The 11,844-nt window shown below is 67.2% G+C and carries 7 protein-coding genes and 1 pseudogene; 2 read left to right on the top strand and 6 right to left on the bottom strand.

What is annotated here, in order from left to right:
• Positions 1–90: 90 nt before the first annotated feature.
• Complete coding sequence (locus ACWD5Q_RS34235) at positions 91–921, bottom strand: TVP38/TMEM64 family protein (RefSeq protein ID WP_451430974.1); 831 nt, start codon at positions 919–921, stop codon at positions 91–93.
• A 49-nt stretch (positions 922–970) separates the two neighbouring features.
• Between ACWD5Q_RS34235 and ACWD5Q_RS34230 the strand changes: the two genes are divergently transcribed.
• Together ACWD5Q_RS34230 and ACWD5Q_RS34225 are read left to right on the top strand one after the other, a co-directional pair.
• Positions 971–1,699: a DNA alkylation repair protein gene (locus ACWD5Q_RS34230; RefSeq protein WP_451430973.1), complete on the top strand. Its 729-nt coding sequence runs from the start codon at positions 971–973 to the stop codon at positions 1,697–1,699.
• A gap of 336 nt (positions 1,700–2,035) precedes the next feature.
• Positions 2,036–2,302: pseudogene (locus ACWD5Q_RS34225) on the top strand (GTP-binding protein); the annotation flags it as partial.
• Between the two features lie 757 nt (positions 2,303–3,059).
• Here the strand turns inward: ACWD5Q_RS34225 and ACWD5Q_RS34220 are convergent.
• The 5 genes from ACWD5Q_RS34220 to ACWD5Q_RS34200 all read right to left on the bottom strand — a co-directional run bounded on the left by ACWD5Q_RS34220 (position 3,060) and on the right by ACWD5Q_RS34200 (position 11,567).
• Entirely contained in the window at positions 3,060–4,271 is a 1,212-nt protein-coding gene (locus ACWD5Q_RS34220; protein WP_451430972.1) for a helix-turn-helix domain-containing protein, read from the bottom strand.
• A 299-nt stretch (positions 4,272–4,570) separates the two neighbouring features.
• Positions 4,571–8,947: a transglycosylase SLT domain-containing protein gene (locus tag ACWD5Q_RS34215; protein WP_451430971.1), complete on the bottom strand. Its 4,377-nt coding sequence runs from the start codon at positions 8,945–8,947 to the stop codon at positions 4,571–4,573.
• A 1,168-nt stretch (positions 8,948–10,115) separates the two neighbouring features.
• Positions 10,116–10,538, bottom strand: a complete 423-nt coding sequence (locus tag ACWD5Q_RS34210) for a phage terminase small subunit (protein ID WP_451430970.1) — start codon at positions 10,536–10,538, stop codon at positions 10,116–10,118.
• A gap of 25 nt (positions 10,539–10,563) precedes the next feature.
• Positions 10,564–10,881: a hypothetical protein gene (locus ACWD5Q_RS34205; protein ID WP_451430969.1), complete on the bottom strand. Its 318-nt coding sequence runs from the start codon at positions 10,879–10,881 to the stop codon at positions 10,564–10,566.
• Positions 10,882–10,892: 11 nt separating this feature from the next.
• Entirely contained in the window at positions 10,893–11,567 is a 675-nt protein-coding gene (locus ACWD5Q_RS34200; protein ID WP_451430968.1) for a hypothetical protein, read from the bottom strand.
• Positions 11,568–11,844: the final 277 nt, after the last annotated feature.

Raw genomic sequence — 11,844 nt, 5'->3', positions numbered from 1 at the left:
AGATCCTGGCCACCTGGACCGGCGCCTGCTCGATATGCGGCCAACCCGCCCCCACTCCCGAACCCCACCACAGGACCTAACAAAGCCCTACTAGTCGGACTGCCCGGTCTCCGGGACGGCGCGGAGGTGGTGGCGCTTGCGCCAGGCCACCACCGCCCCCGCCACCATCGGCACCGCGATGAAGGCCATCGCGATCAGGAAGGCCGGCGAGGTGGGCCGCGCGGCGCGGGCACCGGCGACGACGTAGGCGGCGGTGTTCGGGACCGACCCGAGCGCCGTCGCGATCAGGAACGGGGCCCAGCGCATCCGGGAGACGGCGGCGCAGTAGTTGGCCGCCCAGAACGGCACCCCGGGGAACAGCCGGGCCGCCATCATCGAACGGAAGCCGTGCCGGCTGAGCTGCCCGTCCGCCGCCTTCAGCCAGCGGCCCCGAAGCAGCGGACGCAGCGCGTCCTGGCCCAGCACCCGGCCGAGCCCGAAGGCGATCCCGGCGCCGAGCACCGTGCCTGCCAGGGCCGTGCCCGTGCCCAGTTGCGAACCGAACAGCGCGCCCGCCGCGAGGTTGAGCAGCGGGCGCGGCACGAACGCGACCGTGCACAGCCCGTAGGCCACCGCGAAGACGACGGCGGCCGCGGCGCCCCCGAGGTGCGGCGGCCAGCCGTGCGTCAGCAGCTTCTGCGGCTGATAGGCCAGCACGCCGGCCGCCGCGGCCGCGAGCAGCACCACGAGCAAGGCCAGACGGGACCAGGGCGACAGCAGTACGCGCGTGCAGCGGGCGGTGAAACCGCGCAGTACGGCGGCAGCCGGCGCGGCGGTGAACTCCACGGCGGCACGAGGGGAGACGGTGGCGGTGAGCTCCGTGGCGGCGGGCCGGGGAGAGGCCGTGGCGGTGCCCCCAGAGCGGGTGGTGGCATCGAGCATCCGGTGACCATAACCGACCGACGTGTGTGATCGCCGTATGGTGCGTCTCATGGAGGCCACAGGTTCCGGAACAACGGGCGCGCCGTCCACGCCCCCGCGGAGCGCGATCGCGGACGTCGTGATGGAGCGGCTCACCGTCGCGTACGCCGCCGCGGCGGACCCGGAGCGGGCCGCGTCGATGCGCGCCTACATGCAGGACATCGCGCCTTTCCTCGGCCTGACCACGCCTGTCCGCCGCGCCCTGTCCCGCACCGTCCTGGCGGGCACGCCCCGTCCGGACGAGGCCGACTGCACGGCGCTCGCGCTGCGCTGCTGGGCCCTGCCGGAGCGCGAGTACCACTACTTCGCCGTCGACTACCTGCGCCGCCATGTGAGGCAACTCTCCTCCGGATTCCTCCCCGTAACGCGTCATCTGGTCTCCACCGTCCCTTGGTGGGACACCGTCGACGCGCTGGCCGCCCATGTGGTGGGCGGCCTCGTCGCCGCCGATCCCAAGCTGCGGAACGCCATGGACGCATGGATCGAGGACGACCGTCTGTGGATCGCCCGGAGCGCCCTGCTCCACCAACTGCGCCACAAGGAGGCGACCGATACGGGCCGCCTCTTCGCGTACTGCGTACGCCGGTCCGGACACCCCGACTTCTTCATCAGGAAGGCGATCGGGTGGGCCTTGCGGGAGTACGCCAAGACGGATCCGGACGCCGTACGGGAGTTCGTGGCCAGGGAAGGAGCGCGGCTCTCCCCGCTGTCGGTACGGGAAGCGCTCAAGAATCTCTGACCGGTCTTCGGGCCGACCCGGTCCCGCACTCCCGCGTCGTACCGTGACGGGCCCCGCGGAAAAACCATTCGACGCGGGCGTGCGCGTCGACCATGCTCTACGGCATGTTCCGGTACGCCTTCGTCCTCGCAGCATCCGCCGCCGCGGATGCACCGAAGGCTGCCGTCCTGCTCTTCCCGGCCGCTCTTGACGGCGCCCGAAGCTGACCCTTCCCGGATCGTCCGGCGGACCCCGCAGGGGGAGGGTCGGCAAGTCCTTGGGGGTCCCCGTCCCGGCCGGATCGTCCGCTGCCGGGGCCGTCACTCAGCACCACTGAAGAGGCTTCGAGGTACAGCCATGCCCAAGACGGCATACGTGCGCACCAAACCGCATCTGAACATCGGCACGATGGGGCACGTCGACCACGGCAAGACCACCCTGACCGCCGCGATCACCAAGGTCCTGGCCGACCGCGGCACCGGCACCTTCGTCCCGTTCGACCGGATCGACCGGGCCCCGGAGGAGGCGGCGCGCGGCATCACCATCAACATCGCGCACGTCGAGTACGAGACGGACACCCGGCACTACGCGCATGTGGACATGCCGGGTCACGCCGACTACGTTGCTCGCTCACCCTGTTATGACTCTAGCAGCCCAGGCCAGAGGCCACACCGAAGCCCCGCCCACCTCCACGGGGAAGGAGGTGAACGGGGCCTCTTCCGTCCGGTACCCCTCTACGGCGGGATGGAGGGGTACGGGACGGGGTTCTCGCTCGTCTCGGAGGAGTAACGAGACGAACGAGGGGCTCAGGGGGCGATCACCACCGAATTGGCGGCACGTCCGGGCCGCCTGTGCAGTCGGGGCACCGCAGCATCCCGGTACGGCGGCAATACTGGCAGCTCTCGAAGTCGAATCCGCAGCATCCCGGGCACCACACCGTTCGACGTCCGGCGCACCTGCCGCACAGGGTCGAGATACCGGCCAGGAGTTCAAGAACAGTCGGCGCGCGATGCACAGAGAACGGACGTCGACCGCCACGGGACTTGTGATGCACTGCGGCAACGGCCGTCATGTCCGCCTCCGCTTCTTCCAGTCATGCGGGTGGCGGCTGATTTCGACGGCCAGATCTGTTGCGTGCGACGGATCGTAAGCGGGACTCCCCAGTTCCATCGCTTGGAGCCACTGCCGCCTGAGAGCGCCGCATACGTCGCATCCCGGCGTGGCCAGGGGAGCCGTAGCGGTGAGTGGATCCGTGAGTTCTACGGGCCCCTGTAATGCCCTTCCCTGTGTCATCCCTGCACCTCCGCCGTAGCTTGTCCGTGCATAGGCTTTCGTGCGACGGAGAGCAACAACAGGGACGCAGCGTCCTAGTCTTGCGATGCTAAGTGGCGATGCCCAGGAATTCGGCGAGCGAACGCAGCCCCGGAGGTCGTGCGTGCAATTCCCATAGGTCCCGGACGATGGCGACGGCAAGTGTGTGATGCCGCATCCAAGTAGGTGCCACACGACGCAGAGATTCAAGGGCCTTCACAGCACCTTCGGCGTTCCCGACGTCCGTGTGAGCGCGGGCGACGTCGAGGAGCAGCCACGTTCGCCATGACGGCGGAGTGTCCTTCGAGAGGCGCATCCCCTTGGCAAGCGCGAGCGCCTCCTCCGGGCGTCCGTGCTGGACCGCCAGGCGTACGCGCTCAATGCGGACGGAGGACCGGCTGAAGACGGAGACGAGTCGGCCGTCCTCCGGGGCCGGCATCTTCGCCACGCGTCCCGCAGCCTTCTCCGCAGTCCGCATCATCTCGTCGGCGCGCTCGTAGTCCCCACTCCTGGCGTAGCTCGTCGCGGCTGACATGAGGAGTCCGCCCCACACACGTACCCCGGAAGCGTCGGTCGCGTGCTTACGCTCGACGTTGTCCGCCGCGTAGATGGCGAGGTTCGTAGCGTCGGTAAGCCGGTTCTGCCGTTGGTACGCCCATGCCACGGAGTTGGACACCATCGGGGCAAGCAGCGGGTCCGACGACTTCCCTGCGGCATCTATGGCCCGCTCAAGGCTCGTCAGTGCAAGGTCCGTCTTACCAAGTCGGATGGCCAGGTGGCCCCCGAGCTGAAGCGCCTTGCCCAACGCTGCCTGTCCTGCGGCCCGTTCGTCGTCCGCCCCGACGGCAGCAGCGAACCGGGCGTCCGTGATGATGTCCGGCAGCAGCTCCATAAGGCGCCCGAACTGTGCGTCGTGATACAGCGTCCAGGCGTCCGCGATTTCGGCCCGCAGGAGCGGCAGGGAGAGCTTTTCCACCCGCGTCGGCTCCGGAGGCGGAGCGAAGAGCGGCGGGGAGATTGCGCGGCGCACGGCGACGAGCTGCGGTGGGTCGACTTCCCCCGTCGACGGAACGCCCGGAGGATCACCCAGAAGGGACGTCAGCTCGACGCCGAGCCCCTTCGCTAGGGCATGCAGGGTCGGCAGTGCTGCGGAACTCTTCCGCTTCTGTTCCAGCTTCCGGACAACGTCAGCAGAGATCCCCGCCCGTGCTGCTAGCTCCTCCTGCGTCAGGCTGGAGAGCCGTCGGAGCCGACTGAGCTTGTCCCCAAGGTGTTCGCTCACGTCATCGACGGTACGACGCCGACGGCCCGTCTGTCAGACACCGAACCCAAGCGACCGCATACGCTGCCTGTACAGCTTCCCCGCGTCCGGAGTGCAATACAGCTTCACGCGACCGGCGCCCTGCGTCTGCTCTACGACCTTGTGGCAGTGCGGGCAGGTGACCTCGTGGCTCTTCGCCGGCTGTCCCATCATGCTGTGCTCCTCCTGAAGTCGGGAGTCCCGCGGACCCCGTCGGCCCGCGAGACGTAGGAAGGGCCGACGCCCTGTCGACGTCGGCCCGTGTGTGCGTGCGGTGTGCGTCAGACCCAACGGCCGCTGTTGAGGGCTGTCGCTGTCTGCTGCTCCCGGACAACGATTCGGTGGTCCAAGATGTCCGTGATTTCGTCCGTGCCCAGGTAGGTGTGATTCTCGACGACGACGTTCGGCGTCGACGTCGAGCCGCGCACCGCGCGGATGTCGGCCCACTGAGACGCAGTCATGACCGGCTCGGGACGTCCGGTGCCGTTCGCGACGACGGACATGCCGGGCGGGATGTAGCCACCCTCGTCGTACAACGTAGGCGTCACGCGCCCGCCCAGTGCGTAGCCACCGGAACGGTTGTACGCGGCCGGCAGGGACCCGTACGCCGCCATCGCGTAGCGCATCGACGCGTAGATGTTGGCCAGGGGGTCCGTCGATACGCCGTAGAGGAACGGGCCGACGTTCCGCATTTTCCCTGCGTACGCCCGGAAGGTCGGGCCGATGACCTGCATGAGTCCGACGCTCGGATGCCCAGCGGTCCAGTTGCTATCCCACTTGTTTACGATTGTGGGGTTACCGCCCGATTCCTGGTTCATACGTCGTAGCGTCAGGTCCGCGTACGACACGGGATTACCGGTCATGCTGAGCGCCCGGAGCACCGTCGGGCGCCACCTGGCCACGCCAGAGCCGCCGTTACCGCCTCCACCTCCGCCGCCGCCCGTGACGGCGTCGACGATCTTGTCCTTGAGGGACTTGACCATCTTGAGCGGATAGGCGGCGATAGCGTCGCCCATGGGGAACGCCCCCACGCCGTCCCGAACCCTGTCCAGGATCGGCTTTACGAGCGTGTTCCAGACCTTGCCAGGGTGCGTCATAAGGTCCGCACCGGTCTTCGCCCAGTCGATGCCCTTTCCGATGACGCCGCCGACGGTGTCCTTCGTCCAGTCCCACGCACCCGACAGCGCGCCGACGATACCGCCGTCGGCGAATCGCGGGATTTCCCCAGTGGCGTTCATGTAGGCAAGATTTTCGTACCCGATTTTCCGGGCGCTGTCGCGACGAACGACGAACTCATCCGCCATCAGGAGCGCCGGAATACTGTCCTTGCCCGGGATCCCGCCGTATGTACGGCCACCGTCGGCAAAGCGGGGAGACTCGTCAAGCAGCTTCGGAGCCTTCGGGAGCGGGTCCAGTCCGACGAATCCGGCGACCTTATCCCAAACAGCCTTGATGCCCTTGTTGTAGACGAAATCCACGATGAAGTTCACGGGCCGGGCAGCGATACCGGCCACCTTGTCCCATGCCGACTTTATGGCTTTGCGGGCAGACTCGAAGGCGTCGCCGACGAGTCCGACAGCCGACTTGATGTTGTCAAACGCTGGCCTCAGGCCCTTGTCATAGAGCCAACTTGCCTTGTCCGAAATCCAGTTGGCTACCGGCTTCACGGCGTGGTCATAGAGCCACGAGAACTTGTCTCCGACCCACTTCAGGCCGTTCCAAATCCAGTGAAAGACAGGGCTTAGTGCCTTCTGCCACAACCACGACGCCTTATCCGCTATCCATCCCGCGGCAGGCTTTACGGCGTGATCGTAGAGCCAGACGAATTTGTCCCCGACCCACTTCAGTCCGTCCCAAATCCAATTAAAGACGGGACTGAGGGCGTTCTGCCACACCCACACCGCGAGCTTCGCTATGGACTCAAACATCGGCTTGAAGCCGTCGGTCCACAGCCACATCGCAATTGCGCCGACGGCCTTGATCACGATGATAATTGGCGCCAGGACTGCCGTGACCAGGATTGCAAAGAGGACGCGAGCCGCCATCCATATGAACTGGAAGACGGGCGAAAACACGTTCTGCCAGAGCCATACGGCGACGGTTCCGACGCCCTTGATCGCCCACCAAATGCCGTCGAAGATGGGCTTAAGGACGTTGTTCCAGGCAAACGACGCAGCGACCTGGATTCCGTGCCACGTCGCCTGTACGACGTCGCGGAAGGCACCCCAATGCTTATAGGCGTAGATCACTGCCGCGACGAGGGCGACGATTCCCGTGATTATCAGCACGATCGGGTTTGCTTCCATGACGAGGTTGAACGCTGCCAGGGCAATCGTCCAAAGCTTCGTCGCAACCCATACGCCGTAGATAAGCTGAATCAGCCACGGGAGAGTGTTGGCGACGGAGGCAACACCGGTTGCCACGGCGCTGATCACCTGGAGGAGCGGGCCCGATATTGGCGACAAGGCCGTCCCGACGGCGATGAGTGCGCTGGCTACACCACCCAATGCCTGAGCGATCAACGGCCCCTTGTCAGCCGCATACTTGAGGAATGCCTCGAAGGCCGGGGAGCCTCTCAGCCCCTTCCCCCAGTCGGCAAACCGACCCGTTATCCGCTGCATCGTCGACGAGATGCCGTTCATGTGCGGGAGGAAGGCGTCGACGATGCCCGCCATGCCGGCGAGTACGTTGCCGAATGCGACGCCGAGACCGACGATCGCAGGCTCGGCGCTCGTCTCGATGTCCTTTTTGAAGCCTCGCCAGAACGGCGTCTTCAGCCCTCTCGACGCCTTATCCATCAGGAGTCCAATGGCGTCCGCTGCCGTCTTCACGAGCGGCGTGAGGCCCGGGAGCGACGCCTTAGCCCCGTCGACGCCTCGCGTGAAGAGCGGCAGGACGTCCGGCTGCAACGACGTCGACCAGGCCTTGAAAGCAGCCGTCAGACCCTGCGGGCCGGCGATGGAGTCGTAGAGCTTCCGCTGTTCCGGCGTCAGGTTCGCGAGTGCCTTGCGGTACGCGTCCGTCTTCGTCGCAGCCTTCGTCGTCGTGTCGATGCTCGACAGGCGGGCCGACTCGACGCCACGCTCCGCGGACGCGATGGAGTCAGCGGCCTGGACCTGAGTGTCGGCCGCGGACTGGACAGCGTCGGCGAGGGAGCGCTGAGCGTCGGCGACGGCTCGGGCTGCCTGGACCTCTGTGCGTGCGGCGTCCCGATGGGCCTGCGCGAGTGCGGCGGTCTGGTCCTTGACGGTCTGCTGAGCGTTGGCCAGTTGGTCAGCGGCTTTCTTAACGGCGTCATTGCCGTCGACGCCTGCCTTACGCGCCTTGTCGGCGTCCTTCTGGAGCTGTTCGTAGCTCTTGGACTGTTCCTTCTGCGCCTGTACGGCCTGGTCGTAGGAGAGCTGAGCGCGCGCAAGTTCAGTGTCGGAGGCGGTACCAGCCTGGTTGGCAGCCTTGACCTTCGCGAGTTGGTCCGCAGCCTCCTGGACCTGCAAGGCCGCGTCACGCTGGCTGAGAGCGCCATCCGTGAGCTTGTCGTTCAGGTCGGCGAGCTGCTGCGCGGCGTCCGCGCGAGCCTGAGTCAGAGCCTCCTCCGCCTGGCGCGCTTGCTTCTGTGCGTCCGCGAGGGAGCGCTCAGCGTGTTCGACGTTCTGGGCTGCTTGACGTCGCTGATCCGCAGCACGCTGCACGGCGTCCGCAACAGCTCGCTCCGCGTCCGCTACCTGGCGGTTAGCCTGCGCGATGGAGCGCGCGGCATTGCGGTGTGCAGCCGTGAGTGACTGCTGCGCACTGGCCATCTGGAGGGCGCTCTGTGCCGCGCGCTTGTCGGCCGCTGCGGAGTTGTCCGTCGAGGTGGACGCCTCCTTCTCCGCAGCGCTCTTCGCCTGTATGGCCGTCGTGACGCCCTTGATGGCGGGGATGGCGGCGAGAGCTAGGGAGCCGACACCTGCGCCGGCTGCCACGGCTGCTGAGGCGATGGCACCGATAGCAGCCGCCCCGACTGGCACCACTGGGATGGCTGCTACGCCCCCGAGCGCAATGGCAAGTCCCCGCAGCGCGGACAACGCTCCGGATGTGTCGACGTCAACCCGCACATGGACGTCGTCACGGTCAACCTCGTTTATCTGCGCCTGGATCTCAGCGAGTGCAGCACGCGCGGCGGCCGTGTCGGAACGGACGTTTACATCAGGGTGTTCCGCTCCCAAGCGCCGGAGTTCCGCGTCAATCGCTGTGATTTCTGCAAGCGCTGCGCCGGCGTCGACGTCAATGCCGACCGTTTTCCCGGACAACGTCTGAATACGGGCCCGCAAACGGTCCAAATCAGCGTTGAAGCCAGTGTCTCCGAGGCGAACGTCAGCCCGCGGGAGGGAGCGGAAGGCTACTTCCAGTTTGCGCTTAATGGCGTTGGCGAAAGCTCCGCCAACCTGCCCTCCCTCCCTCGTCGCCGCCACCCGGGCGCGCTGCCCGCCCGCCACGATCGCATCGGGGATGCTGATCGTAATGTTGCGGGAGATGGCGTCGCCGATGCGCTGACCTGCGTCTCTTCCGACGCGGTCCGCAGCGGGAAGGACGATGGCCTTCAGCTTGTCGTGGAAGTTGGGTGCGATCGGGACTACGTCGACTGCCGCTGTCCCGACGATGTCCAGGTTATCGGCCATACAGCGACCCCAGGAGCGGACCGACCTGGAATGGGTCGGTGCGGCCGTTTAGCAGTCGTTCCAGGGCGTTTAGGGTCTGGAGCGAGGCTGCAACTTCAGGGGACGGCTCCAGCCCCTCCAGCGTTTTACGGAACCACTCGAAGTCGGCGCAGGCACTACCGCAGTGAACGGCCGGCATCGGCGTTGCGCCGATCATCACTAGCTCGACGTGGAATCCGCAGCCATCCCGCGCGCAGATGTTTTCAGGGTTATTCATGAGATCTCGTTTCGGGGGTGCGGAAAAGCCCCCGGCGCGTCCGCCAGGGGCTTGAGGGGGATTTGATGCGGTCGGTTGGGGGCCTACAGGCCCCGGACGTATTGCTTCGGCGACGTGCGGGCGTCCAGGCGCTTGGCGACGTCCAGCAGTCGCGCCGCCTCTGCGTTGTCGCCGGCCTTCAGCGCGTTCCGCGCCTTCGTCGTCCACGTCGAGCAGGGGCCGCCGCAGAAAGGGAACGGGCGTCGACTGCCGTCGGGCAGGGTGCGCAGGGGGCGCTCGAAGTCGCAGCCGGCTCGGGGCAGATGTGGACGGGGGCGGGCATGGCTCCTCCATGGGTACGGGAAAGCCCCGCGGGGTCACCCACGGGGCTGGGACACTTTTAGGGCTCTGACCTGCGGTTTGTAACGCTTCACTTTGGATCTTGCGTGTGCGGCTTGATCGGTCGTGAGGCACGATCCGCCTCGTCCGCGGCACAAGAGGGCGCCGAAAGGACCGTCAGCAGGCGCCTGAACGGCGTTCTGAGGGCTCCTGGATTAACCTCCAACCGGTTGTCAGACGGCGCCGCCCAGCACCTCATCGGTCAGCGTGCTGATCCGGCGGGGGTTACCGGGTGGTATCACCGCTGGTCAGAGGCTTGATCATCTAGCGTCGGCCGACCCGTCGGGCCGCAGGCGGCTGACTCGCTCAGGCCGAGATCAGCGGCGTACGCCTGCCGAGCTGCCTGCCACCGTCGCCAAGCTCGGATGACGAACGGTGAGTTCATGCCGCTGCGCTCGACGTCGGCTGTCTCGTCGTCCTCTAGCCAAGCCCACACGACGCACGGCGTGCGCAGCTCCCGCGGGCATGCGGCACTGCCCCTGTCGGGCATCTGTACTGCTGCCCTGCGGGCAAGCATGGCTTGTGTTCGTGCGCTCACACGGCACCGCCAGGCAGTGCGTGTAGTTCGCCCGTGCCCGTGTCTACCGCCTCCATCTGCCACCCCAGCGTGCGTAGGCCTGCGGGTGACAGCCCGAGTTGTTCAGCCAGGTGCCGCGCCTCCTGCGCCAGTCCAGCCGTCGCCCTGCCGGCGAGCGACTGACAGACGATCTGTACGTACATCGCGACGAGCGGCACGTAAGCGTCGTGCCACTGCGTTGCCTGCGGGCTTGCCCACAGCTCGCCCCACATCGTCCGCTCTGCCTCGCTCCACGAACGCCCTGGCGGCAAATCGGGAACGGGCAAGTCGCAGCCCGAGAGTGGGAGGACGACGATGCCGGCGCGGGGCGGCTTCCTGTCGTCCCTGTGCGTGCGGCTGTACGGCCGCGTGGGGTCTCTTCGTGGCCCCGGGGCAACCATGCTGCCTCCTATCGTCGACGGGCCGTCAGGCCCGCTCCAGCGTGTATCCGCCGTGCTGGAACTTCTGGCCTTCGGGGTGTTTCGCCTTGTAGCGCTGCTCGCCGGCGTCCATGCTGCCGTGCGCGCTACCGACGTCGGAGCCGCTCGCGGACGGCTGACGGAGCGGGTTAGCGACGCCGAACGCCACGGCGAGCGCTTGGGCGTCGGCCGCGAGTTCCTCGTCCGTGCCGCCCCTCAGGCGTGCGCTCTGGTCGGGCGAAAGTCCGGCCGCGAGTCCGGCACGGAGTCGGGCAAGTTCCAGGAGCGCCGCGTCACGCTGCTGCTCGGGGGGCGTCTGTTCCATGGGTGGTCCTCTCAGGCGTAGCGGGGCACGAACGGCGTCGGATCGGCCGTCGTGGCGTTGGGTATGGGTGCTGCGGGGGCAGGCTGCGCGTAGTTCAGGTGTGGGGCTCGCGCGTGTTCGGTGATCCGCGATGGGCGGTACTCATGCGCGGGAAGCTCCGTGGGCGTGACGTCCCTAACCTCACCATCGAAGGCGTCGGGCCTGGACGTCGCGATGTCCGCTTCCAGTTCTCCGTCCGACTTCGGGACGAACGCGCCTTCCTGCGAAGCCGTCCAGCGCAGCACCTCAAGCGTCACGCGCCCGGTGCGGATGGCCTCCCGCACGAACGCGGGGGCGTCGGCAGGAGTCAGGCCCCGCACGTGGCCGGCGGCAGCGCGCCTCCAGACGTGGACGCGATTATCGGCGTCACCCGCTGCGCTCCCTGGGACTCGCGGAGCCGCCAGGAGAGCCCACTGCGCCTGGCGCACATTCTCCAGATCCGTGGTCAGTCCACGGAGACGGCTCCAAGCCTCTACGGCGTCGCCTCCGGCTTCGATAACCTCCTCCGCCGTACGGGCGCCGCCGAGAGCCTCAAAGGCGCTCCTAGCGGCGTTCAGGACGTCATCGAGCCGCGTACCGAGGTACTCCAGGGCGGCGCCGGCGTGGTCGCTCAGCGCGTCATGGAGGACCCACTCCGCGCGCGTCACGGCGTACTGCCGCGCCTGGCGCTCGACGAGGATCGCGTCTGCGTCGGTGTAAGCCTTCGCTGCCCGCTTCCCGACGTCCTTCGGCCAGGAAGCGCCCGACAGGAACGCCTCTGCGGCCTCCTCGATAACTGCCTCTCGTGCGGCGTCGGGTGCCTCCGCGGAGGGGGCGTCCGCCAGGAGCTTCCTAGTAGGGCTTCGTTAGGTAGCCCAACTGCCGTCTGATCGGTAGCGTGTGATCTTGTATCGGGTATGACACCCGAGGAGATGGATGAGGTCC

This window comes from Streptomyces sp. NPDC002513 (assembly GCF_053595355.1).
Note: the sequence above shows the minus strand (reverse complement) of the source record. Positions and strands in the feature narration are given on the sequence as shown.

What these genes read in the sequence shown, in the direction of transcription:
- ACWD5Q_RS34215 (WP_451430971.1), bottom strand. Translation starts at nt 8,947, where the DNA reads ATGGCCGATAACCTGGACATCGTCGGGACAGCGGCAGTCGACGTAGTC.
- ACWD5Q_RS34205 (WP_451430969.1), bottom strand. Translation starts at nt 10,881, where the DNA reads ATGGAACAGACGCCCCCCGAGCAGCAGCGTGACGCGGCGCTCCTGGAA.
- ACWD5Q_RS34235 (WP_451430974.1), bottom strand. Translation starts at nt 921, where the DNA reads ATGCTCGATGCCACCACCCGCTCTGGGGGCACCGCCACGGCCTCTCCC.
- ACWD5Q_RS34210 (WP_451430970.1), bottom strand. Translation starts at nt 10,538, where the DNA reads ATGGTTGCCCCGGGGCCACGAAGAGACCCCACGCGGCCGTACAGCCGC.
- ACWD5Q_RS34230 (WP_451430973.1), top strand. Translation starts at nt 971, where the DNA reads ATGGAGGCCACAGGTTCCGGAACAACGGGCGCGCCGTCCACGCCCCCG.